The 23860-nt window shown below is 51.4% G+C and carries 25 protein-coding genes and 2 tRNA genes; 19 read left to right on the top strand and 8 right to left on the bottom strand.

Going from position 1 to position 23860, the window contains the following annotated elements:
* Window positions 1–89 precede the first annotated feature (89 nt).
* The 14 genes from moaB (at window position 90) to NP589_RS01400 (ending at window position 10676) form a co-directional block, all read left to right on the top strand.
* On the top strand, window positions 90–611 hold the full coding sequence (moaB, locus tag NP589_RS01465) for a molybdenum cofactor biosynthesis protein B (RefSeq protein ID WP_256605347.1): 522 nt from the start codon (window positions 90–92) through the stop codon (window positions 609–611).
* Window positions 611–982 (top strand): DUF423 domain-containing protein, encoded by a 372-nt coding sequence (locus NP589_RS01460; RefSeq protein ID WP_256605346.1) that lies wholly within the window; start codon window positions 611–613, stop codon window positions 980–982. The genes moaB and NP589_RS01460 overlap by 1 nt, the downstream gene beginning before the upstream one ends.
* The gene (locus NP589_RS01455) at window positions 983–1531 is read left to right on the top strand and encodes a phosphate-starvation-inducible PsiE family protein (RefSeq protein ID WP_256605345.1); all 549 of its coding nucleotides are present in this window, start codon (window positions 983–985) and stop codon (window positions 1529–1531) included. It begins immediately after the preceding gene.
* Window positions 1532–1534: 3 nt separating this feature from the next.
* Window positions 1535–4177: an aminopeptidase N gene (pepN, locus tag NP589_RS01450; protein ID WP_256605344.1), complete on the top strand. Its 2643-nt coding sequence runs from the start codon at window positions 1535–1537 to the stop codon at window positions 4175–4177.
* Window positions 4178–4226: 49 nt separating this feature from the next.
* Window positions 4227–4820, top strand: coding sequence for an imidazoleglycerol-phosphate dehydratase HisB (gene hisB, locus NP589_RS01445; RefSeq protein ID WP_026602368.1), 594 nt, complete (start codon window positions 4227–4229; stop codon window positions 4818–4820).
* A 47-nt stretch (window positions 4821–4867) separates the two neighbouring features.
* A complete protein-coding gene (gene hisH / locus NP589_RS01440) occupies window positions 4868–5509 on the top strand; it encodes an imidazole glycerol phosphate synthase subunit HisH (protein ID WP_256605343.1) in 642 nt (213 codons plus the stop codon).
* A 68-nt stretch (window positions 5510–5577) separates the two neighbouring features.
* Window positions 5578–6324: a 1-(5-phosphoribosyl)-5-[(5-phosphoribosylamino)methylideneamino]imidazole-4-carboxamide isomerase gene (hisA, locus tag NP589_RS01435; protein ID WP_064008126.1), complete on the top strand. Its 747-nt coding sequence runs from the start codon at window positions 5578–5580 to the stop codon at window positions 6322–6324.
* Between the two features lie 25 nt (window positions 6325–6349).
* A complete protein-coding gene (gene hisF, locus NP589_RS01430) occupies window positions 6350–7123 on the top strand; it encodes an imidazole glycerol phosphate synthase subunit HisF (protein ID WP_256605342.1) in 774 nt (257 codons plus the stop codon).
* Window positions 7120–7506 carry a phosphoribosyl-AMP cyclohydrolase gene (hisI, locus tag NP589_RS01425; RefSeq protein WP_256605341.1) on the top strand — a complete coding sequence of 129 codons (387 nt, stop codon included), beginning with the start codon at window positions 7120–7122 and terminating at the stop codon, window positions 7504–7506. The genes hisF and hisI overlap by 4 nt, the downstream gene beginning before the upstream one ends.
* A gap of 10 nt (window positions 7507–7516) precedes the next feature.
* Window positions 7517–7592 (top strand) — tRNA-Thr (locus NP589_RS01420).
* Between the two features lie 262 nt (window positions 7593–7854).
* Window positions 7855–8979, top strand: coding sequence for a fatty acid desaturase family protein (locus NP589_RS01415; protein ID WP_256605340.1), 1125 nt, complete (start codon window positions 7855–7857; stop codon window positions 8977–8979).
* Between the two features lie 151 nt (window positions 8980–9130).
* Window positions 9131–9316: a hypothetical protein gene (locus NP589_RS01410; RefSeq protein ID WP_256605339.1), complete on the top strand. Its 186-nt coding sequence runs from the start codon at window positions 9131–9133 to the stop codon at window positions 9314–9316.
* Between the two features lie 352 nt (window positions 9317–9668).
* Window positions 9669–10133 (top strand): DUF805 domain-containing protein, encoded by a 465-nt coding sequence (locus NP589_RS01405; RefSeq protein WP_256605338.1) that lies wholly within the window; start codon window positions 9669–9671, stop codon window positions 10131–10133.
* A 213-nt stretch (window positions 10134–10346) separates the two neighbouring features.
* On the top strand, window positions 10347–10676 hold the full coding sequence (locus NP589_RS01400; RefSeq protein WP_256605337.1) for a J domain-containing protein: 330 nt from the start codon (window positions 10347–10349) through the stop codon (window positions 10674–10676).
* Window positions 10677–11000: 324 nt separating this feature from the next.
* Here NP589_RS01400 and NP589_RS01395 read toward each other — a convergent pair.
* The 3 genes from NP589_RS01395 to metG form a co-directional block, all read right to left on the bottom strand.
* Window positions 11001–11077, bottom strand: a tRNA-Arg gene (locus tag NP589_RS01395).
* Window positions 11078–11250: 173 nt separating this feature from the next.
* Window positions 11251–11826, bottom strand: a complete 576-nt coding sequence (locus NP589_RS01390; RefSeq protein WP_256605336.1) for an RnfABCDGE type electron transport complex subunit B — start codon at window positions 11824–11826, stop codon at window positions 11251–11253.
* 17 nt (window positions 11827–11843) lie between these two features.
* Window positions 11844–13913 (bottom strand): methionine--tRNA ligase, encoded by a 2070-nt coding sequence (gene metG, locus NP589_RS01385; RefSeq protein WP_256605335.1) that lies wholly within the window; start codon window positions 13911–13913, stop codon window positions 11844–11846.
* 258 nt (window positions 13914–14171) lie between these two features.
* Between metG and NP589_RS01380 the strand changes: the two genes are divergently transcribed.
* The 4 genes from NP589_RS01380 to NP589_RS01365 all read left to right on the top strand — a co-directional run bounded on the left by NP589_RS01380 (window position 14172) and on the right by NP589_RS01365 (window position 18154).
* Window positions 14172–14573 (top strand): hypothetical protein, encoded by a 402-nt coding sequence (locus NP589_RS01380; protein ID WP_256605334.1) that lies wholly within the window; start codon window positions 14172–14174, stop codon window positions 14571–14573.
* 292 nt (window positions 14574–14865) lie between these two features.
* Complete coding sequence (locus NP589_RS01375; protein ID WP_020484530.1) at window positions 14866–15114, top strand: EexN family lipoprotein; 249 nt, start codon at window positions 14866–14868, stop codon at window positions 15112–15114.
* A gap of 437 nt (window positions 15115–15551) precedes the next feature.
* Window positions 15552–15890 (top strand): hypothetical protein, encoded by a 339-nt coding sequence (locus NP589_RS01370; protein WP_033155833.1) that lies wholly within the window; start codon window positions 15552–15554, stop codon window positions 15888–15890.
* Window positions 15887–18154 (top strand): EAL domain-containing protein, encoded by a 2268-nt coding sequence (locus NP589_RS01365; RefSeq protein ID WP_256605333.1) that lies wholly within the window; start codon window positions 15887–15889, stop codon window positions 18152–18154. The genes NP589_RS01370 and NP589_RS01365 overlap by 4 nt, the downstream gene beginning before the upstream one ends.
* 13 nt (window positions 18155–18167) lie before the next feature.
* Here the strand turns inward: NP589_RS01365 and NP589_RS01360 are convergent, their stop codons facing one another.
* Window positions 18168–19505 (bottom strand): L,D-transpeptidase family protein, encoded by a 1338-nt coding sequence (locus NP589_RS01360; protein ID WP_256605332.1) that lies wholly within the window; start codon window positions 19503–19505, stop codon window positions 18168–18170.
* Between the two features lie 259 nt (window positions 19506–19764).
* On the opposite strand from NP589_RS01360, the gene apbC reads away from it, so the two are divergent.
* Window positions 19765–20856 (top strand): iron-sulfur cluster carrier protein ApbC, encoded by a 1092-nt coding sequence (gene apbC, locus NP589_RS01355; RefSeq protein WP_256605331.1) that lies wholly within the window; start codon window positions 19765–19767, stop codon window positions 20854–20856.
* A 43-nt stretch (window positions 20857–20899) separates the two neighbouring features.
* Here the strand turns inward: apbC and proB are convergent, their stop codons facing one another.
* The 4 genes from proB to rplU form a co-directional block, all read right to left on the bottom strand.
* Window positions 20900–22021, bottom strand: coding sequence for a glutamate 5-kinase (gene proB / locus NP589_RS01350; RefSeq protein WP_256605330.1), 1122 nt, complete (start codon window positions 22019–22021; stop codon window positions 20900–20902).
* Window positions 22008–23066 (bottom strand): Obg family GTPase CgtA, encoded by a 1059-nt coding sequence (cgtA, locus tag NP589_RS01345; protein WP_256605329.1) that lies wholly within the window; start codon window positions 23064–23066, stop codon window positions 22008–22010. The genes proB and cgtA overlap by 14 nt, the downstream gene beginning before the upstream one ends.
* Before the next feature lie 81 nt (window positions 23067–23147).
* Window positions 23148–23405 carry a 50S ribosomal protein L27 gene (gene rpmA, locus NP589_RS01340; RefSeq protein WP_020484554.1) on the bottom strand — a complete coding sequence of 86 codons (258 nt, stop codon included), beginning with the start codon at window positions 23403–23405 and terminating at the stop codon, window positions 23148–23150.
* Between the two features lie 17 nt (window positions 23406–23422).
* Entirely contained in the window at window positions 23423–23734 is a 312-nt protein-coding gene (gene rplU, locus NP589_RS01335) for a 50S ribosomal protein L21 (RefSeq protein WP_020484555.1), read from the bottom strand.
* Window positions 23735–23860 lie beyond the last annotated feature (126 nt).

Here is a 23860-nt window from a genome sequence, read left to right as displayed (position 1 = left end):
GCGGGTATGACAGCCGGCGAATTAAACAATGCTTGCTTGTCCGGCGGCGCTTTACATAGAATGCGGTAGCCTTTACATGGAGCCCTGCCGTGAGCGAAGTCCGAGAGTTTATTCCTATCAATATCGCCGTGTTGACTGTTTCCGATACGCGTACCGAATTGGACGACGTATCCGGGCAAACTTTGGTCACCGGTCTGACCGCTGCCGGGCATAACTTGATAGATAAAAAAATCGTTCCCGACGATATTTATCAAATCCGCGCTGCCGTTAGTCATTGGATCGCCGATCCGGCCGTCAATGCGGTTATTACGACAGGCGGCACCGGTGTGACGGGGCGCGACGGCACGCCGGAAGCGATTCAGCCACTGTTGGATAAAGTGTTGGATGGCTTTGGCGAAGTGTTTCGGATGATTTCCTACCAGGACATCAAAAGCTCGACGATGCAGTCGCGGGCTATCGCCGGCGTGGCCAACGCCACTTATATATTTTGCGTACCCGGTTCGTCCGGCGCCTGCCGCACCGCTTGGGAGTCCTTAATTAAGGAACAATTGGATTACCGCACCCGGCCGTGTAATCTGGTGCAACTGATGCCGCGCCTGTTGGAGAAATAATGCGTCCACCGTTTCTATTTTTGTCCGCCGTCGGCGGATTTATCGGCGTGGCGATGGGTGCATTCGGAGCACATGGCTTGAAGCATTTATTATCCGAGCATCTGCTGGATGTTTATAAAACCGCGGTAAGCTATCAGATGTGGCATGTGTTGGCCTTGGCCTTGGTGGCCGTACTGCCGGAACATAAATTGTTGCGCTGGGCCGGCTGGTTGTTGGTGGCCGGCGTCGTGCTGTTTTCCGGCAGTCTATACTTACTGGCGATATTCAATATCGGTTGGCTGGGTATGATTACGCCGTTTGGCGGCCTGGCCTTTTTAGCGGCATGGGCCTTATTGGCTTATGTGGCTTGGCAGAAAAACCAGGAGTTGTAGATGGACACTAAACCGCCCGCTCGACCTTCCATGCCGCCACCGGCATCTTCCCGACCCAGCGCTAACCGCAATTTGCGCGAGGAAAGCCATGAAGTAAAAGTGCCGCCGGTTCCGGAAGATGCCATGCTCAAAGTCCTGCACGCGGTAATCCATTTCGCGGTCAGAATTTTGGCGGTACTGATGGTACTAGTCATTTTGTGGGGCGTGGCGGACGTGGGCTTTGTTATGTATCAACGAGTGGTCGCGGCACCATTTTTGATGCTGACGGTCTCCGACATACTGGTGATTTTTGGCTCGTTCATGGCGGTCTTGATCGCGATAGAGATATTTATCAACATCACGCTGTATATTAAACACGACACACTACCGATTAAAATGGTCATAGCCACTGCCTTGATGGCCGTGGCCCGAAAAGTCATCATGCTGGATTTCAAGGATTTGGATCCGGCTTATATTACGGCCATTGCTGCGGTCATCGTGGCGTTGGGTCTTACTTACTGGCTGATTTCTTATAAACCGCCACAACCTGTCAAACAAGACGAGCGATAAATAATGCGTGATGCGAGCCCGCAAACTGTTTTCCTGAAAGACTACACCCCACCCGAATATCTGATCGAGCAGATTGAACTGAATTTCGATTTGGATGAGCAACACACGCTGGTCCGCTCGACCTTGAGTCTGCGCCGCAACCCGCAGAGCCAGGACAGCAGTGCTGCATTGACCTTGCTCGGCGAGGAATTGCAATTGGTGAGTATCGCGATAGACGGCCGACTGCTTATGCAAAGCCAGTATGTGCTGGGCGAAGAAGCCTTGGTCGTGCATGAAGTGCCGCAGGATAGACCGTTTCAGATCGTTATCGAAAACACCATTAATCCCCAAGCGAACACGGCGCTGGAAGGTTTGTATTTATCCAGCAGCATGCTGTGTACCCAATGCGAGGCGCAGGGCTTTCGGAAAATCACCTGGTTTCTGGACCGGCCGGATGTGATGAGCCGTTTCAAAACCACGTTGACCGGCGACAAGAGCAAATATCCGGTCTTGCTGTCCAATGGCAATAAGGTCGGTGAGGGTGAGCTGGAAAACAACCGGCACTGGGTCAGTTGGGAAGATCCGTTCGCCAAACCTTGCTATTTGTTTGCGCTGGTAGCCGGACAGCTGGAATGCGTGGCGGACGAGTTTGTCACGATGAGCGGTCGCCGTATCGCATTGGAGATATTCGTCGAGAAGCACAATGTCGATAAATGCGACCACGCGATGCAATCCCTGAAAAATGCGATGCGTTGGGACGAGGAAACCTACGGGCTGGAATACGATCTGGACTTGTACATGATCGTCGCCGTCGACCATTTCAATATGGGCGCGATGGAAAACAAGGGCCTTAACGTATTCAACACCAAATTCGTGTTGGCCCGCCCGGATACCGCCACCGACAGCGACTACGAGCATATCGAAGGCGTGATCGGTCACGAATATTTCCATAACTGGTCCGGTAACCGGGTGACTTGCCGCGACTGGTTTCAATTGAGTTTGAAGGAAGGTTTTACCGTTTTTCGCGATCAACAATTCAGCGGCGACCGCACCTCGCCGGCGGTAAAACGCATTGAAGACGTCAATGCCTTGCGCACCCGGCAGTTCGCCGAAGATGCCGGCCCGTTGGCGCATCCGATTCGTCCGGAAGCTTATATCGAGATCAACAATTTCTATACGCTGACTGTCTACGAAAAAGGCGCGGAAGTGGTGCGGATGCTGCATACCTTATTGGGTGCGGCCGGTTTTAGGAAGGGCTGTGATTTATATTTTCAGCGCCATGACGGCCAGGCGGTGACTTGCGAGGATTTCGTCAAGGCGCTGGAAGATGCTAACGGCGTGGAATTAAATCAATTTCGCCGCTGGTATTCGCAAGCCGGTACGCCGGTGTTGACGGTGAGTCAGCAATACGACGCCGAAGCGCAACAACTGCATTTGACCATTCAGCAAAGTTGTCCGCCCACCCCCAACCAGCCGGTGAAAGCGTCGCTGCATATCCCGGTAAAGCTGGGCTTGCTCGCTGCCGACGGTTCGGCGGCGCCGATTTACTGCAACGGCTCCAGTCAGGCGGAAATTACCTTGAATGTCACGGAAGCCGAGCAAACTTTTAGCTTTGCTAAGCTGCCGCAACAGCCGGTCGTGTCCTTGCTAAGAGGTTTTTCCGCGCCGGTCACCCTGAAAATGGAGCGTAGCCTGGACGAATTGGCATTTTTGCTGCGGCACGACAGCGATACCTTTAACCGTTGGGAAGCAGGTCAGCAACTAGCGGTACAAGTGATTTTCAAGCTGATCGACGCGATAGAGTTGGGCCGGCCTTTGCAGTTGGAGCCGGTTATCGTCGATGCTTACCGTAGCGTGTTACTCGATAGCGGCGGGGATTTGTCGTATCAAGCCTTGTTACTGGCCTTGCCGGAAGAAAGCTATTTGTCCGGGCAGATGGCCATCATCGATGTCGAAGCCATCCATCAAGCCCGCGAATTTGTGAAAAAGACGCTGGCCGAGCAATTGCAAGCCGAGTTTAAACAGCTGTATGTGCAACATCATCGCGACGAATCCGGCAGTTTCGATGCCGGTGCGGTGGGGCGGCGGCGTCTGAAGAATGCCTGTTTGAGTTATTTGAGCAAACTGGAAAACGCGGACGTTTATCATATCGCCGAGCAGCAGTTCTACAGTGCCCGGAATATGACCGATCAACTGGCGGCGTTGTCGGCCATCGTCAACAGCAATCATCCGGCCAAAGCCAGAAGTCTGGATAGTTTTTATGTGCAGTGGCGCCAAGAAGCGCTGGTTATCGACAAATGGTTTACCTTGCAAGCCACCAGTAGCATGCCCAATACCTTTGCTACGGTGCAGGCCTTGATGAAGCATCCGGCTTTTGATATGAAAACGCCTAACCGGGTACGTTCATTAATCGGCGCCTTCAGTCAAGCCAATCCGCTGCATTTCCATGCCCAAAACGGTGAGGGTTATCGCTTCCTGGCTGATCAGGTCTTGGCGCTGAACACCCTTAACCCGCAAATTGCTTCAAGGATGGTCACCGGGCTGGCGCAATGGCGGCGTTATGACGCAGGCCGGCAGGGCTTGATGAAACAGCAATTACAGCGTATTGTCGCCACCGAGCATCTGTCAAAGGATGTTTATGAGATCGCCAGCAAGAGTTTGGCGTAGTTGTCACAATCACGTAAACTAGCGCCGAAATAAGCCATTCGCATCAAGCATGAACCCACGCACCGCCCAGGTTGAGCGCAATACGCTCGAAACCCAGATCAAAGTTTCCATTAATCTCGACGGCAACGGCACGGCCGCGTTTACCACAGGCTTGCCGTTTTTGGATCACATGCTGGATCAGATAGCCAGACACGGTTTGATAGACATAGAGGTGGTCTCCCACGGCGACCTGCATATCGATGCCCACCACAGCGTGGAAGACATCGGCATTACGCTCGGTCAGGCCTTTGCCAAAGCGCTGGGCGACAAAAAAGGCATTTACCGATATGGTCACGCTTATTGCCCCTTGGACGAATCCTTGTCGCGGGTGGTGGTGGATTTCTCCGGCCGTCCCGGCTTGTTTTATCAAGTGGAATTCAAACGCGCGTTTATCGGTAGTTTCGATGTGGACCTGTTTAAAGAGTTTTTCCAAGGTTTTGTGAATCACGCCGGCGTGACCTTGCACATAGACAATCTGAAGGGCGGCAATGCCCATCATATTGCCGAAACCGTATTCAAGGCATTCGGCCGAGCCGTGCGCATGGCCATCAGCCATGACGAACGCATGGCCGGCATCATGCCTTCCACTAAAGGCAGTCTATAATTCCCACACTTTCCGCCTAGAAACCCCGACCTTGTATCTCTAGTTTTATGTCATCAGTAGCCGTTATCGATTACGGAATGGGAAATCTGCATTCCATTGCCAAAGCGCTTCAACATGCCGATAGCCGGGTAAATGTACAAATAACTGCCGATGCCGCAGTGATCCGCACGGCTGATCGTGTAGTATTTCCGGGCGTTGGCGCGATACGCGATTGTATGCATGCCTTGAACGAAAGTGGTTTGGCTGAAGTGATCCGTGAAGTAGCCCAAAACAAACCTTTTCTAGGCATTTGCCTGGGTATGCAGGCCTTGCTGACCGACAGCGAGGAAAACGACGGCATTGCCTGTCTGAATATATTTCCCGGGCATGCCCGCCGTTTTGCCGATCATATGTTGGATGCCGAAGGCAATGTTTTGAAAATCCCGCACATGGGCTGGAATCAGGTCAAACAAAACCCTCATCCGCTCTGGCACAATATTCCGGATCATAGCCGCTTTTATTTCGTACACAGCTATTATGCTGCGCCGGACGACCCGCGTCACAGCGCCGCAACGGCCGATTATCCGCAAGCATTTACCTGCGCACTGGCAAAAGAGAACATGTTTGCCGTGCAATTTCATCCCGAAAAAAGCCAGACTGTCGGATTGCAACTACTGCAAAACTTCCTGGCATGGGATGGAGTCGCGTAACTCCCCAACCCTTAGATGTTGGCTTTACTAACCTTTAGATTTAGTGTTTTAACTGTCGAGATTTAAATATGTTGCTGATACCCGCAATTGACTTGAAGGAAGGAAAATGTGTCCGCTTGCGCCAGGGTCGTATGGAAGACGACACCGTATTCTCGGACGATCCGGTGGCGGTGGCCGGGCGCTGGGTTGAAGCAGGGGCAAAACGATTGCACCTAGTCGATTTGGACGGCGCCTTCGCCGGTAAACCGAAAAATGCCGAGATAATCAACGCAATCGTCCAAGCCTATCCGGACGTGCCGGTGCAAATCGGCGGCGGTATTCGCGACGAAGATACTATCCAGGCTTATCTGGAAGCCGGCGTGCAATATGTCATCATCGGTACCAAGGCTGTCAGCGAACCGCACTTTGTTCGCGATGTTTCCATCGAATTTCCCGGCCACATCATCATCGGTCTGGACGCGAGAGATGGCAAAGTTGCCATCGACGGGTGGTCGAAATTGTCCCGCCACGATGTAATTGACCTGGCGCAAAAATTTGAAGCCAACGGCGTAGCCGCAATCATTTACACCGATATCTCCCGCGACGGCATGATGCAAGGCGTCAATGTCGAAGCTACCGCCAAATTGGCGCGCTCGGTGCACATTCCGATTATCGCCTCCGGCGGCATAACTAATCTGGACGACATTCGCGCCCTCGGTGCTGTTGCGCACGAAGGGATCATGGGTGCCATCACCGGTCGGGCGATCTACGAAGGTACCCTGGATTTTGCCGAAGGGGAAAAGCTCGCCGAGTCTTTCGGCGGAGCCGATGTCTGAGCTATTAGCCGGTAAATCGTAAACAATGAGCTTAGCCAAACGTATTATTCCCTGTCTGGATGTCGATAACGGCCGCGTCGTGAAAGGCGTGAAGTTCGTGGATATTCGCGATGCCGGCGATCCGGTGGAAATTGCCCGTCGTTACGACCGAGAAGGTGCGGATGAAATCACCTTCCTGGACATCACAGCCACCCACGATAATCGCGACACCATTGTGCATGTGGTTGAACAAGTGGCCAGCGAAGTGTTTATTCCGTTGACCGTGGGCGGCGGCATCCGGGTGTTGGAAGACATTCGCCGCATGCTCAATGCCGGCGCGGACAAAGTGGGCATCAACAGCGCTGCGGTATTCCGGCCGGAATTCGTCAAGGAAGCGGCCGAAAAATTCGGCTCGCAATGCATCGTAGTCGCTATCGACGCTAAAAAAGTCAGTCAGGACGGCGAGGATAACCGCTGGGAAATTTTTACCCACGGCGGCCGCAAACCAACCGGCATCAACGCGGTCGAGTGGGCCGTCAGAATGAAAGACTACGGGGCCGGCGAAATTTTGTTGACCAGTATGGACCGCGACGGTACCAAATCCGGCTTTGACTTGGCTTTGACCCGCGCCATCAGCGAAGCGGTCAGCATTCCGGTCATCGCTTCCGGCGGCGTGGGCAATCTGGATCATCTGGCTGACGGCATCATAGAAGGCAAAGCCGATGCAGTACTGGCGGCCAGCATTTTCCATTTTGCCGAATACACCATCGAGCAGGCCAAAAAGCACATGCAAGCCAGAGGCATAGAGGTGCGTTTATGAGCGCGGCATGGCTGGAAGAAATCCAGTGGACCGAAGACGGCTTGGTGCCGGTCATCGCGCAACTACATGATAGCAGCCGCGTGGTGATGTTTGCCTGGATGAATCGCGATTCGCTGGCCTTAACGGTTGCCGAAGGTTATGCGGTATATTGGTCGCGTTCCCGCCAGCGTTTGTGGCGCAAGGGCGAAGAGTCCGGCCATCGCCAAAAGGTTATCGATATACAACTGGATTGCGATGCCGATGTGATTTTGCTTAAAATTGAACAGGAAGGCGGTATCGCCTGCCATACCGGTCGGGAAAGCTGTTTTTTCCGAAGCCTGACAGACGGCGAGTGGCAAACCACCGAGCCGGTACTGAAAGACCCCAAAGCCATCTACAAATAGACAATCACACGCCGGCATAGCTCAGCAGGTAGAGCAGCGCACTCGTAACGCGAAGGTCGTAGGTTCGATTCCTATTGCCGGCACCATTAAAATCAACACATTACCCTTTTTTAAATTTGCAAAAGTTGCCTCGTCATACTCAGGTGCAAAGTGCCGGGAAGATTGAGAGAGCTGGCAAAAATATGGATGGTGTATAGACTTATGCCATCTTTTCGGTCAGTCGATTTGCCCCGTTTTGACTGGTTTTAAGGCCGCTATTTGTTAGCGCGGTCCGGTGCCTTCCAATCCGGATTTTTTATTTGAAGGTTTTCAAAATCCTTCCCTTGCACTTTTCAGAGACAACACATTTTGAGCTTAAATAGTTACCAGTCGGTTGATCGCGAGCAATTAGCCAAAGACATCAGTCAAATTCACAAACAAGCTTTAGCGGATATTGGTCCCGCCGATTTCGACCACTTAAAAAAGGTGGAACGTTGGGGAAAGGTTTGTTCGCTTATCGGTTACGCTACCGCCTGGATTTTCCCCAATCCGATTTCCGCGTTGTTGATCAGTCAAGGTAGTTTTTCCCGCTGGACTGGGGTGGGCCATCCCATCGTGCATAAAGCCTTCGATAAAATGCAGGACGTGGATAAAAATTACACCAGCAAGAAATTCGCGAAGGGTTGGCGGCGGTTTCTGGATTGGCCGGACTGGATGACACCGGCCGGCTGGCATCACGAACACGATTTATTGCACCATTACAACCTGGGTGAAGAAACCGATCCCAACAATGCCCAACACAACATGGAATGGTTGCGGCAATCCAAACTGCCAATGTGGCAGCGCTATGCCATCGTGGCGTTTTTTTCCGGTATCTGGAAAATTATTTATTACACCCCGCGCACCCACAAAGAATTGGTTTTGAATGCCGCCCGCTTGCAAGGTAAGCCCAGACCAGAAACCACACGTATCGGCGCCTGGAGTCTGTTTACGCCCCAAGGTAAGGCGTTGTGGCTACAAAGTGTGTTGCCTTATACGGCGTATCGGTTTGTGTTGTTACCGTTACTGTTCTTACCGCTGGGTTCGTTTGCGGTTGTCAGTGTGTTGATCAATTCCCTGCTGGCGGAAATTCTCACCAATATGCATAGCTTTCTGGTGATGATCCCCAATCATGCCGGCGACGACGTGATGATGTTCGATGAAAAATCGCATAGTAAGGGCGAGTTTTATCTGCGGCAGATCTTGGGATCGGTCAATTACCCAACCGGCTCGAATTTCAACGATTTTTTCTACGGCTGGTTGAATTATCAAATCGAGCACCATTTATGGCCGGATTTGCCGCTAAGCCAATACCAAAAATTGCAGCCGCAAGTGAAAGCGCTGTGCGAAAAACATAATATTCCTTACTGCCAGGAATCGGTATTTAAACGCATGTTGAAAGCAGCGGATATTATGGTAGGCAAAACCTCAATGCTGAAGCCGGCGGTTGTTTAATACGTCCAGCGCGACTTGCTCAAATAGCCTCTGAATCAAACTAATGTTTTAGGCAATTAGCCTATTCGATTCCCGGTTACTGGCGATACGCGCTAATTTATGTCAATGCAGTTATTCTGCTTACCACAAGAGTGCAATCAACCAAAATACTATGAGCGACATCAGAGATACCAAACCCGAACCCATCGCAGCAAAACCAAACTGGAATTACGACTCGTATTTTCTTGCTCAGCTTGAACGCATCAATCAGCAGTCCGCTAGTAAGCAGCCGAAAAAGCGCGTTGTCGAGCAGGCTCCGAAAGACGAGGCCGATGCAGTCGACGAACAGAATAAATAGTTTATCCGCGTAAACCGTGCAATACGGTTTAGTCTTGTTATGTCACCTATTAGCGTAAAGGACTTCGCGCAGATTTTTGTACACTAATTCAGGCAAGGTTCCCCCAATCTTTCTGAACCCCTCTCTGGAGTAAGGTGACGGCAATCTTGATGAGGCTGCGCGTTTGCTATTTACCGGGATTTGTTTGGTTACTTGTGCGCCGCGCAAGGATGGTGCTGTGGCCATACTGCAAGTGGTTTCATCCTTCCCGTCAAAGCTGCTAAACGAAACTGAGTGAAAATGTACGAGCGGACTACACATTTTTCGATATCGCAGTAATATCGCTGTTTCAAGAATCTGCTCGGAGATCAAAATGTACTGCCCAAATTGTGGAAAGCAAAATCCGGAGAATGCGAAGTTCTGCCTTGAGTGTGGTGCTGCCATTCAGTCAGATACCGCCTATCTCGGACCGATGACAGGTAGACCGGATATGACGTTTACCGAATCGGTGTCCAGCTGTTTTTCAAAGGCATTTGTATTTCAAGGTAGAGCGTCCCGAGCTGAATACTGGTGGTTTGCTCTTTTCACGCTATTAGTGTCCATGGTGGCTGGGATCATAGACCAATCGGCTTACGGCGAGCCGGCAACCGTCACGGCAATCACTAACTTGGTCATTTTATTTCCTTCGCTGGCCGTTAATATCCGCCGGTTACACGACACCGGGCATAGCGGCTGGTGGTATCTGATCATTCTGACTATTATCGGAATTATCCCGTATTTCATCTGGATGGTGTCAAAAGGCGATGATAGGCAAAATGAATACGGGATGCCTGTTTAATCAAATCATTTCGCAGGGCGCTGAGCTGGAATGATGACCCATATTGGCCTGCTCGCATCGATAGCGTTGAATGTTATTTTGCTTGGATTCGTCGTATTCAGCGCTAGAAAAAATCGACTTAAAAAGCAACGGCAAAAAAAGCCTGCCTTTAAGACCCCTGCAAATCTAAGAACAATTTCCTGCCCATCCTGCGCGCAACACATCAAATTTACCTTGCCCATTGATGGTAACAAAGCGCGCTGCCGAAAATGTTACGCGCAGTTCAAACTGGATATTGACGAGCACCGCAATGTTTATATAACCGAAATAAAACTCCCGGAAGATGAGCAAAGCATTAAATCTTTAGCAGATTGCTACCTGATTCTTGGCCTGAACGCGGACGCCATTCCCATGGATATAAAAGCGGCCTACAAAAAGAAAATCTCCGAATATCATCCGGACAGGGTGGGTGTCTTAGGCATAAAAATCCAGCAAATCGCCGAGGAAGAAACCAGGCAGATAAATGCCGCCTACGCCATGCTGCAAGAGCATGGCATGGTCTAAGATCGCCTATCCGAATCCAGGGTGGCAGATATGCTTTATATCTTTGGTATCTGTCAATAGTCTTCAGCGGATTTAGTTTTTAATGGATTGGCGTATGAAAAAATGACGTGCAGCGCAATATTTGGGCGGGGGCTCTAGGTATGTAAACCAAGTATCTTCGATAACTTGGTGGATTAATAAATTGAAGTTTTTAATTGGGTAAAGGTACGCGAGGGCGAATGTCAAGTAACCTGTGCGGTTTTAACGGGCTATACGTGCATGGCGCGGGTTAAGTCTCACACAGGGGGCGTGGGATCATAATTGGGGTTTTGGGAGATGTCAAAATGGCGCGCCCGAGAGGATTCGAACCTCTGGCCTCAGCCTCCGGAGGGCTGCGCTCTATCCAGCTGAGCTACGGGCGCAATCTGATTTGCGGTCAAACAATGCAATCTTTTCGGTCCAGCGGTGTGAACCGTTACCCTAATTCTGAAAACCGAAGAACTGTTTCTTTGGGAGCTATCTAGTGGCTAAGGCCACTTTGGGTAAGTGCGCCATTATAAGATTAAATGCCGTTAAAGTCATTGCCAATCCGGGATTAAACGGTGGTTTTTCCTTTATTTAGTTTTGCCAGCAGCTGTTTTTGCCGGTTCAACCGCTCGGATTTTTCCGCTTCCGCTTTGACTTGCCGCTGGTTTTTGGCTTGATGACGCAGTCTGGACAGGTCGGCATTGGCTTTGGTCCATTCGGTGTTGGTTGAGACGACCATGCTGATGCAGTTGACGGGGCAGGGTGCGACGCATAATTCGCAGCCGGTACACAGTGCGGCAATAACGGTATGCATTTGCTTGGAAGCACCGAGGATGGCGTCGGTGGGGCAAGGCGGCAGGCATTTGGTGCAACCTATGCAGGCAGTTTCATCTATCACGGCTATTTGTAGAGGGCGCTGGACACCAAATTCCGGATTCAAAGGCTTGGCAGGTACGTTTAGTAATTCCGCCAGTAATTGGATGCCTTGGTCGCCGCCCGGCGGGCACTGGTCTATGTCGGCTTCGCCGTTACTGATGGCTTCCGCATAAGGCCGGCAACCCTGATAACCGCATTTGCGGCATTGGGTTTGCGGTAGTAGCGCGTCGATTTGGTCGGCTAGAGATGCCTCGTTTCGCTCGCTCATTGCCAATAGTTATGAGGCTATTTAACCCGCATGCCCGGCTGCGCGCCTTGATCCGGTGACAGTACCCAGATGTCTTTACCGCCGGGTCCGGCAGCCAAGACCATGCCTTCGGAGGTGCCGAAGCGCATTTTGCGCGGCTTTAGATTGGCGACGACGACGGTCAGTTTGCCTTCCAGGTCTTCCGGTGCGTAAGCCGATTTGATGCCGGCGAAGATGTTGCGGGTTTCGCCGCCCAGATCGACGGTCAGTTGCAGCAATTTTTCCGCGCCTTCGACCGATTCGGCTTTCACGATGCGGGCGATGCGCAAATCTATTTTGGCAAAGTCTTCAATCTCTATCGCTTCGGCGATGGGTTCGGAGATGGCTTTTGCCACTTGTTCGGGATTGGTTTTGACAGCGGCCGCCTGTTTGACCGGCTTGGCTGTAACCGATGGCGTCTTTTCCAGATTTTCCTTGGAGGCTTCCACAATCGCGGCAATCTTGTCCGGCTCTACGCGGGTCATCAACGGTATGAAGCCATTGATTTTATGACCGAGCAGCGGTTGAGCATCACTCGGCCAGCTTTGCGCGGGGATGTTCAAAAAGCTTTCCGCGTTGTTTGCCAGCGTTGGAATTACCGGGCGCAGATAGGCTACCAGCATCCGAAACAGATTCACGCCCATGCTGCATACCGCGTGCAACTCGGCGTCCTTGCCTTCTTCCTTGGCGATCAGCCAGGGTTTTTTTTCGTCGATGTACTGATTGGCCTTGTCGGCCAGTGCCATGATCTCGCGCATCGCTTTGCCGAATTCGCGGCTTTCGTATAGATCGGCGATGGTGCTGTTGGCGTCGATAAACTGTTGGAATAAAGCCGGTTCGGAGCATTCATTTGAAAGTACGCCATCGAAGCGCTTGGCGATAAAGCCGGAACAGCGGCTGGCGATGTTGACCACTTTGCCGACCAGGTCGGAGTTGACGCGCTGGCTGAAATCGTCGAAGTTTAAATCGATGTCGTCGACGCCGGCGCTGAGTTTGGCGGCGAAGTAATAACGCAGATATTCGGGGTTCAGATGATCCAGATAGGTGCGGGCTTTGATGAAAGTGCCGCGCGATTTGGACATTTTCTCGCCGTTGACGGTTAAGAAACCGTGGGCAAATATCGCACTGGGGGTACGGAAGTTGGCACCATGCAGCATGGCCGGCCAGAACAAGGCGTGGAAGTAAATGATGTCCTTGCCGATGAAGTGGTAAAGCTCGGCGGTGCTGTCTTTTTGCCAGAAACTGTCGAAATCCAGGCCTTGGCGGTCGCAGAAGTGCTTGAAGCTGGCCATGTAACCGATGGGTGCGTCCAGCCAGACGTAAAAATACTTGCCAGGAGCGTCGGGGATTTCGAAACCAAAATACGGCGCATCGCGGGAAATATCCCATTGCTGGAGGCCGTTTTCCAGCCATTCCGCCATCTTGTTGCTCACTTCCGGTTGCAAGTGGCCGGCGGTGGTCCAGTCACGCAACATCTCGGCGAAATGGCCCAGTTCGAAGAAATAATGCTCGGAGTCTTTTTCGATGGGGCGCTCGCCGGAGATGGCGGAGACGGCGTTTTTCAGTTCAGTGGGCGAATAGGTGGCGCCACAGGCTTCGCAGCTGTCGCCGTATTGGTCGGCCGCGCCGCATTTCGGGCATTCGCCTTTGATGAAGCGGTCCGGCAGGAACATGTTTTTGACCGGATCGTAGGCCTGGGTGATGCTGCGTTGGCTGATATGGCCGCCGTCGCGCAGGCGTTTGTAGATCAGCGCCGAGTATTCTTTGTTTTCCGGGGAATGGGTGCTGTGGTACTGATCGAACGCGACGCCGAATTCCTGGAAATCGGCGCGATGCTGCTTTTCCACATCGGCAATCAATTGTTCCGGGGTAATGCCTTCCTTGTCTGCCCTGAGCATGATAGGCGTACCGTGGGTGTCGTCGGCGCAAACGTAATAGCAATTGTGCCCGCGTTGTTTCTGGAACCGCACCCAGATGTCTGTTTGGATGTATTCGACGAGATGGCCTAAATGGATAGGGCCGTTGGCATACGGTAAGGCGCTGGTAACAAGGATTTTTCGGTTAGACATGGGGTTAAAACAGCCTGGGAAAATGAGGGCGGATTATGGCATAAATCGCCTGGGGTTTCATGGTTTGGGCGGCGGCTTGCCGATTGCTTGCGTGTTGCACAGATGTGGGGGCGAGGGGTGTTTGGTAATAGGGATCAGTAAGGTACAATCCCAATCAAGCCTCCAGCTTAAGCGCTATACCGTCCGGCATGGCATACTAAAGTCGGATAGGCCTTAGCCATTTTTGAACCACTTAATCTTATAAGAAGAGGTAACATCATGAGAAAAACGTTGTTTCTGGCCATCGCGATGCTGGCTTCCGGTACTGCCGCGGCTGCTACCGATCATTATCTGTTGCGCGACGGCAATCATGTTCAGCACATGAAGGTTACGACCTTGGGTAAAGAGATAAATGCCACGGTGGATGTGGACTTCGAACCCAATCCCGACGAAGCCGGCAAGCACGCCTGTTCTGCGACGGTGTCCGATGAAGCTAAGAGCGTCGGCGAAAACGAATTGGTATTGAAAAAACACATCGAGGGTGAGGCACGCTCTTGCTCGGTGAAAATTCATCTGACGCCTAACGGTGCCAAGCTGGAGCAATCGGACGAATGCACTTACTTCGCGGCCGGTATATGCAGTTTCTCCAGCAATGGTAAGGAACTGGTCAAAATTAAATAAATTCTTGGCGCAATGGCTTTGGCTTATTGCGCCGTCTTCTATTTTTCTCAACGAACTTGTCTGGGCTGACCAACTGTCTTTTGTCGATAGTTGTAATTAACGCTTTTTGTCAGCTGCACTTATGGGTTTTTGTTCATAATTGTGTGATATGCCGCACTGTAGAGACATATTGTCGCGCGGCAATCGGCCACATTTTAAACGTTAGGTTTCTTTGTTAGATTATCGCCAGCTCATGCGGATTAGCATGGGCTTTAATCGTCCCCCCGATAATCGAGAAGCCAAGGAGTTTTTTATGAAAAAAGCACACATGATGATAGTAGCCGCTGCCGTTGCCGCGCTGGGTTTGACCACAGCGTTGAATGTTACTAATGCTAATGAAGCAGCTGGCGAGGATGTAAAAACTGTCGCCTGGTATGTAGCTAACATTAAGGAAGCTCGCGCCCAAAACCAAGCCTGTCACGATGACCCGGCTATTCAAGGTAGCGCCAATTGCGCCAATTCCTTGCACGCGCTGGAAATCACTTTCAAAGGTGGCAACTAATACCTGGTGTGGTCTGGCTTTTACCTGTTAAACCTATCCAGTTCGACAACTTGCCTGCTAAGACTTTACGAGATAATTGTTTTTGGCGGGCACGTCCGCCTGATTTGTGACCGGATAATCTTTCCCTCCATTGATTGTCCGGATAGCGTTTACCGGTTTGCTTAGTTGACGGCCGCCGTCTAACTAAGCAAGCTGGCAAACGCAATGTAAATCCCCTCTTTCCGAGTGTTTTCTTTAGTCGCTGCGGATGAATAATCGCTAAAGCGCATGATTTTAGCGGTAACTTTATAAGTCCCTCCTTTCTTCATTCCCATAGCATGTGGCCGAGCGGTAAGCGAAGCCTCTGAGCTAGCGTCGGTTGTTACTGAAATAATTCTGAAAACTGAAAATCTGCTAAATTAACCTTTCAATTTGTCAGACAATTCGATCATTCGACCATGTACAAAGCCAGCCAAAATCAAATTCATATTTCTGCCAACTTGGGTGAATACGCTATTCCACCGCTAAAAGATATGTTGGTGTTAGGCAAGGAGTCGCCGATTGGTTGTATTGCCATGCGCCGGGCAATCGAACTATTGGTAAAAGCGCCGTTTGAGCATATTGAGTTTGATGACGATGTGATCAGCGATCTTTTAGTGAGACAAAGCTTGCTGAAACGCATCAGCAAGGCTGCGTTAATCGATTTCGTGTTGACTCAGATAAAGCCCTTGATGAGTGCCGATGAAATATTGCATGCGGAAATGGATATTTCCGTCCAGCTAAATACCAAGTTATGAAACAACTGGCGGTTGGCGATTGTTTATGGCCGCACGTTCGTCGGGTTATGGAGGAGGAGCGGCCTTGCAGCGTTGAGCGCAATATCGTTTTTGCCGTTTTTCGGGAAGAGCCGGTGGAAGAGTTTTGCGGTTTGGCCACCGATCACGATATATCAAAACATCCAAATTGGATTTTTGCAGATTTGGTCGAGCATCGGCCTATGCTTAGTGTCGCTCCTAAGCTTGGCGTCCGCAAAGCCCTATGCCTGATGGATGAAAATCAGCTGGGAGCCTTGGCTGTGCTTAACAAAGGTCAGTTCGTCGGCGTGGTTACCCGGCAAAGTATCCTGGAAGTTCTGCTGAACCGTGAGCGGCTGCTGCTGAAAGAGACTATGCGCCTTAAAATTGCGGCGGAAACCAACCACGAGCAAACGGTGGTATGGGTCGGGCGTCTGGCCGCATTGAATGACGCTGCGCGCAGCTTGCTGGGGGTGCTGGCGCATACCTCAATCGAAAACGAGTTATTGCAGGCCGGCATTGATGCACTTTGCAATCTGTTGGATGCCCGTTATGGTGCTATTGGGATAGTCGACAATGTCGGCGCGTTGACGGAGTTTATTTATGCCGGTATCAGCGACGAACAGGCTCAGCAAATTGGTCACTTGCCGGAGGGAAGGGGCTTGTTGGGGGTGGTCATTGAGGAAAACGTCTCTTTGAGGCTTGCGGATATGGGCAAGGACCCGCGCAGCGCCGGTTTTCCGCAGCATCATCCGCATATGACATCCTTGTTGGCGGTGCCTATTTCCCATCAAGGCCGGGTGTACGGGCGTATCTATCTTAGTGATAAATACAGCGGCGAATTGTTTACCAAGAACGACGAAGAGTTGGCGTTGAGTTTTGCGCATTCATTGTCGCTGGTAATCGATAATGCTCGGGAAATCGAGGAAGTCAAACGCGCCCGCCAGCGCCTGGATTACATAGCTCATTTCGATGCGCTCACCGAGTTACCGAACCGGACTTTGCTAACCGACAGAGCCTTGCAGTTCATTGCGCAAGCGCAGCGCAAGCACGACATTATCGCGTTTCTATTTCTCGATCTGGATAATTTCAAGGTGATCAACGATACCTTCGGGCATGCCGTGGGTGACGAATTGCTCAGAGCTGTTGCCAAGCGAATTTCCGGTTGCTTGAGGGAAGGCGATACGCCCTCCAGGATGGGCGGCGATGAGTTTATTATCATGTTGCCCAATATTGCAGATAGCCTGGATGCTGCCAAAGTAGCCATCAAAATATTACATGCCTTGAACGAGCCTTTGCAGGTTCAACAACATCAAATCTATTCCCGGGCCAGTATCGGTATCAGTATTTATCCGGATAATTCGCTTTCGTTTGATGAATTGCTGGCGCAGGCCGACTCTGCTTTGTATCACGCCAAAAAACTGGGCAAAAATAATTATCAGTTTTTTACTCCCGAAATGAACAGCGCCGCTCAGCATTATCTGAAGCTGGAGCATCATTTGCGTCAGGCCTTGGAGTTGGAGGAACTGGTATTGCATTATCAGCCGCAGGTGAAAATCGATAACGGTTGCATCATCGGTATGGAGGCGTTAATACGTTGGCACAATCACGCCATGGGTATCGTCATGCCGGATCAATTTATCGGCTTGGCTGAAGAAACCGGGTTGATCGTGCCAATTGGGGCTTGGGTATTGCAAACTGCGTGCAAACAGGCGCGGGCCTGGCAGTTGGCCGGTATGCCGATTCGAATTGCGGTCAATTTGTCCGGGCGGCAGTTTCACCGCTTCCAAGATCAGCGTCAGCTGCTGGATGTGGTGTTGGATGTGCTTAAAGAAACCGAACTTTCGCCGGAGTTGCTGGAGTTGGAAATTACTGAAAGCATCTTGATGCATAAGCTGGATACGACACTTGACACGCTGAATCAGATAAAGCAGCTGGGAGTGCGGATTTCGGTGGATGATTTTGGTACCGGTTATTCTTCGTTAAGTTATTTGAAGCGTTTTCCGCTCGATACCTTAAAAATCGATAAATCGTTCGTGAAGGATATTTGCACCGATGCCAACGATAGAGCGATTGTGTCGGCTATTTCGGCAATGGCGGGCCAGCTGAAACTGGAGCTGGTAGCCGAAGGCGTTGAAGATCAGAGCCAGTTGGATTTTTTGGGCGGACAGCAGTGCAATTACGGACAAGGGTATTTTTTCAGCAAACCCGTGCCGGCCGAACAGGCGTCGGCCCTGTTGCGGCAGTCCGTGTTGCAAAAGCAATAAGGCTTGGCTGCGCTCAGTTTCTTGAAGTCTGTTTCGGATCGATCGCTTTAACGTCCATATCGAAGTTCTGCTTGATGCGTTGGGCAACGGTTTTGGCTTCTTTCTTGTTCTTGAATGGCCCGGCGACCACTTGAAAACCACCGTCCTTGGCAATTTTACGGGCAGGAATCGGCGGCCCTTGGTGATTGAGCATGGCGGCGAGTTTTTGGGCATCGGTTTCATTTTCGAAGCTGGCAGCCAAAATCGACCAGTCGTTATCGCTCAATTCGTTGATGACCGGTTGACCGTAGAATTGTCCGGGATGTGCCAGTTGCACCGCATCGGCAACCAGTTCCGGTAAGTCGGCACTGTCCGGCAATACCGGGGTGGGGACGCCGTCGGCACGTTGCAAGATGCGTTCGACTTTGCTCCAATCAACCGTTGCTTGCTTTTCGCTTGCCAGTTGTTGCAATTTTTTCCGAATATCTTTTTGAAGTTGTTTTTGCTGTTTTTCCCATTTGTCTAATGGCCGGTGGGCTTCCAAGTAAAGCATGTCGTCCTGCCAGGTTGCCATATAAGGTTGGTGGACGATGCGAACCGGCGTGCCGACTTCTACTTTGTTGAACAGGACTTCTATATCTTCGGGATATAACTGAACACAGCCGTGACTGACTTGCAAGCCGATTCCATAAGGTTTGTTGGTACCATGGATCAAATAGCCGCTGAACCCTAAGGGCATGGCATAGCTGCCCAAGGGGTTGTCCGGGCCGGAACGTATCACTTTCGGCAGCGGGTCGCCCAATGCCTGATGTTCGCGGTGAATCGATTCCGGCACCGTCCAGTCCGGATTGGCCTTTTTGGCGACAATTTGGGTTTGTCCTAACGGCGTGTTCCAGCCTTGGCGGCCAATGCCCACCGGATAAGTCAGGACGGTATTGGCTTGATTTTTAGGGTAATAGAACATGCGCATGTTGGCCAGATTCAGCACGATACCTTTGCGCGGGGCATCGGGCAGTACAAAACGCAATGGCAAGAGCACGGTTTGTTCGGCTGGCAAAGTCCATGGGTCCAGATTGGCATTGGCGATAGTAATGTCGTTGTAACCCAAGCCGTAATGGCGGCCGATGTCGGATAGCGTATCGTTTTCGCGGCTACTGATACTGGCCAGCGAGCCAACCATGCCTTGGTTACTGCTCAGGTTAAACTCATGACTGGCTATATTGTCCGGTTTGGAGTTCCAGACTATGTGTTCCGGCTGGTTGTCGGAAAATAACGGTATGCTTTGACAGCCGCTAAGCAAGGCGCTGACTACGGCTAACACGAATACTAGCGGTATCGGTGAAACAGTACGGTTTTGAATGACTGCTGACATGTTTATGATAGGCGCGGATAGTGACGGAGCTGGACGTTTGAAGTTAAGCGATCCAAATTAAAATCAGATTAAGGCGGCATTAAGTCTTAATTAAGAATTAACTATTAAGGCTAATTGTTAAGTCGTTACGATAAATCATTATTCTGCAAGAGAAAACTATTTTTTAACAATGGCGCGGATTTAATGGCTTCCTGTTAAGGTGTTATTATATTCGCACTATTTTACTTGGTTATTATTTCCCTTTACTTCGGAGTTCCGCATGGCGAGCATTGACAAAACGGCTGTCGAAAATTTACTCAAACACTTTATCGATCCGAATGTAGAAACCGACTTGGTTTCGGCAAAATCCGTTAAGAAAATCAGTGTGGATGGCAATGATGTCAGCGTCGTTATCGAGTTGGGTTATCCGGCTAAAAGCTATCTTGAAGAATTGAAGGCGGCGGTAACGCAGCGTCTGCAAACTTTGCCGGACGTCGGCAAACTGGATGTGTCGATCAGTTTCAATATCGTTTCGCATTCGGTGCAAAAGGCATTAAAACCCCTGCCGAACGTGAAAAATATTATTGCAGTGGCCTCCGGCAAGGGTGGGGTAGGTAAGTCCACCACTTCCGTGAATCTGGCTCTGGCGCTGGCGGCGGAAGGAGCCAATGTCGGTATTCTGGATGCGGATATATACGGCCCCAGTATTCCGACCATGCTGGGACTATCCGGCAAGCCCGACAGTCCGGACGGCAAAAGCATGTTGCCGAAAATCTCGTTTGGCGTGCAGACCATTTCGATCGGTTATTTGATCGACCCGGATCAGCCTATGATCTGGCGCGGTCCCATGGTTACCGGTGCTTTACAGCAATTACTGAATCAAACCCAATGGCACGATGTGGATTACCTGATCATCGATTTGCCGCCCGGTACTGGCGATATTCAGCTGACGCTGGCCCAACAGATTCCGGTGAGTGGTGCGGTGATCGTCACCACGCCACAGGATATTGCACTGATCGACGCGCAACGCGGCTTAGGGATGTTTGAAAAGGTCAACGTGCCGATATTGGGGCTAGTGGAGAATATGAGCGTCCATATTTGCAGTAACTGCGGGCACGAAGAAGCGATATTTGGTCAGGGCGGCGGCGTGGCGATGGCAGTTAAGAACAAACTGGATTTGTTGGGCTCTTTGCCGCTGGATATTCACATCCGCGAGTACGCCGATAGCGGTAGGCCTACAGTAGTGGCTGATCCGGATGGTCGGCCGGCGCAAATCTACAAAGCGATTGCACGGAAGATGGCGGCCAAGTTGGCGATGCGTGCGCGGGATTATAGTGGCCGGTTTCCGAATATTGTTATCCAGAATACCTGAGATTGGTGGCAGACGACTTCGCTATCAGCTAAGTCGTCGGGCCTCAGACTAACACTAGATTATCGCGGTGAATAAGTTCGTCTTCGTCGGCATAGCCCAGCAAAGTTTCGAATTCACTGCTGGGTTTGCCGGCAATTTTACCGGCGTCTTCCGAACCGTAATTGATTAAACCGCGGGCAATTTCGGTGCCATGCAAATCCAGGCAAGACACCAAGTCGCCGCGCTTAAAGGCGCCTTGCACAGTCTTTACGCCGACTGCCAACAGGCTTTTACCGGCGCCTTTCAGAATTTTTACCGCGCCATCGTCCAATACGACACTGCCTTTCAATTGCAATTGCCCGGCCAGCCATTGTTTGCGTGCGACAAGCGGTGCAATATTCGGTATTAGATAAGTACCTAAGTCATTGCCGTTGAATACCGCGTGGATGACGTTGTCGATCTTGCCGGACACAATTACGGTGGCTGCACCGGAACGGGCTGCCAAGCGCGCGGCGCGGACCTTGGTATACATGCCGCCACGCCCCAGACCGCTGATGCTGCCGCCTGCGACTTCATCAAGCAAGGTCTCGTTGACGCTAATGCTGGAAATTAGTTTGGCATTAGGATTTAGGCTGGGATTAGCGTCGAACAAGCCGGTTTGGTCGGTAAGAATGATCAACAAATCGGCTTCTACCAGGTTGGCAACCAAGGCGCCCAAGGTATCGTTGTCGCCGAAGCGGATTTCTTCGGTGGCGACCGCATCGTTCTCGTTGATGACGGGTACTGCGCCAAAGTCAAGCAAGGTTAATAGCGTGCTGCGCGCGTTCAGATAGCGCTGGCGGTCGGACAGATCGTCATGGGTCAACAGAACTTGTGCGGCCAGCAGGTCGTGAAGTTGAAATTCATCTTCAAAGCGCCTGACCAGGCCCATTTGCCCGACCGAGGCGGCGGCTTGCAATTCATGCAGGGTTTTCGGGCGGGTTTTTAACTTCAGGCGGGACATGCCTTCCGCCACGGAGCCGGAAGATACCAATACGACATCGACGCCTTGGCGTTTGAGTGCGGCCATTTGCGCGACCCAGCCGGCAATAGCCTGTTTGTTGAGGCCGCGTCCGCCGTCGGTCAGCAACGAGCTGCCGATTTTGACGACTACGCGCTGGGCTTGGGAAAACTCAGAACGGCTCATGGCGCGGCTCCTGTGCTTGCAGATCCCGCTCGGCTTTTTGTTGATCGAGGAAGTCCATGATGGCGTACATCAGTGCCTGGGTGCCTTGATTTTTTAATGCGGAAATCAGGAACACCGGGCCGGTCCAGCTGAGTTCGTCGACGATGGCTTGGCAATGCTGTTCGACTTCATCGTCAGGCACATTGTCGATCTTATTCAATACCAGCCAGCGTGGTTTGCTGGACAGGTCGTCGCTCCATTTTTCCACTTCGTGGATGATTTTGCGTGCCGCGCTCACTGGTGTCTCGTCACTTTCGTAGGGGGCGATGTCGACGATATGCAACAACAAGCCGGTTCGGGACAAATGCTTTAAAAATTGTAAGCCAAGGCCCGCGCCTTCCGCGGCGCCTTCGATAACGCCGGGAATATCGGCAATCACAAAACTGCGCAAATCGTCCACTCTAACCACACCCAGGTTGGGGTGTAAGGTGGTGAACGGGTAGTCTGCTACTTTCGGGCGTGCGGACGAAACGGTGCGAATCAGGCTGGATTTGCCGGCATTTGGCATGCCCAGTAAGCCAACATCGGCAATAACCATTAATTCCAGGCGAAGCATCCGGTGCTCGCCGGCAGAGCCTTTGCTGGTTTGTTGCGGTGCGCGATTGACGCTGCTCTTGAATCGGGTGTTACCGAGACCGTGGAAGCCGCCTTTGGCGACCAATAATTGCTGGCCGGGTTTGGTCAAGTCGCCGATTTTCTCGCCGGTATCGGCTTCGTAAACGATGGTGCCGGGTGGAACCGGGACGAAGCAGTCGTCGCCTTTTTTGCCGGTGCAGTCTCGACTGCCGCCGTTTTGTCCGCGTTGGGCGCGATGCACAGAGTGATAGCGAAAATCCACCAGCGTATTGACGTTTTCGGTAGCTACCAGATAAACGCTGCCGCCGTCACCGCCATCGCCGCCATCAGGGCCGCCCAAGGGAATATATTTCTCGCGGCGAAATGAGGCCTTGCCATTGCCGCCGTCGCCTGCTTCTACGCGGATTTCCGCTTCGTCAACAAATCTCATAATCTACCGGTATAAACAAAAAAGCCCCGCTGAAAACGAGGCTTTTCTTTTCAGTTGTGCCAATCAGCACAGCCAAGAAATTTACGCTGCTGCGATGCTGACGTATTTGCGGTTTTTAGGACCTTTCTCTTCAAAAACCACTTTGCCATCGACTGTTGCGAACAATGTGTGGTCTTTGCCGATGCCAACGTTGGTGCCAGGGTGAAATTGGGTGCCGCGTTGACGAACCAGAATGTTGCCCGCTTTAACCACTTGTCCACCGAAGCGTTTAACGCCCAGGCGTTGAGCTTGCGAGTCGCGGCCGTTACGAGTACTACCGCCTGCCTTCTTATGAGCCATTTTCTATCCTCGTTATATTATGCAGAAATGCCAGTAATCTGGATTTCTGTGTAGTATTGACGATGCCCCATTTGTTTCATGTGGTGCTTACGTCTTCTGAATTTAATGATTCTGACTTTTTTGTGTCTGCCCTGGGAAACCACAGTTGCAGTCACTTTGCCGCCTTCGACAAATGGCTGACCTACTTTTATGGAGTCGCCTGATTGGACCATCAGCACTTTGTCGAACTCTACGCTGTCGCCTGCGCCCAACTCAAGTTTTTCTATTTTTAAGGTAGTACCCTCTGCGACCCGATACTGTTTACCACCTGTTTGAATTACCGCATACATCAGCGTAAGCTCCATCAAGCATAATCTGTTAATAGTGAACAGAGGATTATATTTTTTATTTGAGCCGCAGTCAAACTTAAATTCCAGGAGAAACCAGTGGTCCAACAGGTGTTTGCGGGAAGTACT

Source organism: Methylomonas rosea, from assembly GCF_024505055.1.
In the GTDB taxonomy this organism is placed as follows: Bacteria; Pseudomonadota; Gammaproteobacteria; order Methylococcales; family Methylomonadaceae; genus Methylomonas; species Methylomonas rosea.
Note: the sequence above shows the minus strand (reverse complement) of the source record. Positions and strands in the feature narration are given on the sequence as shown.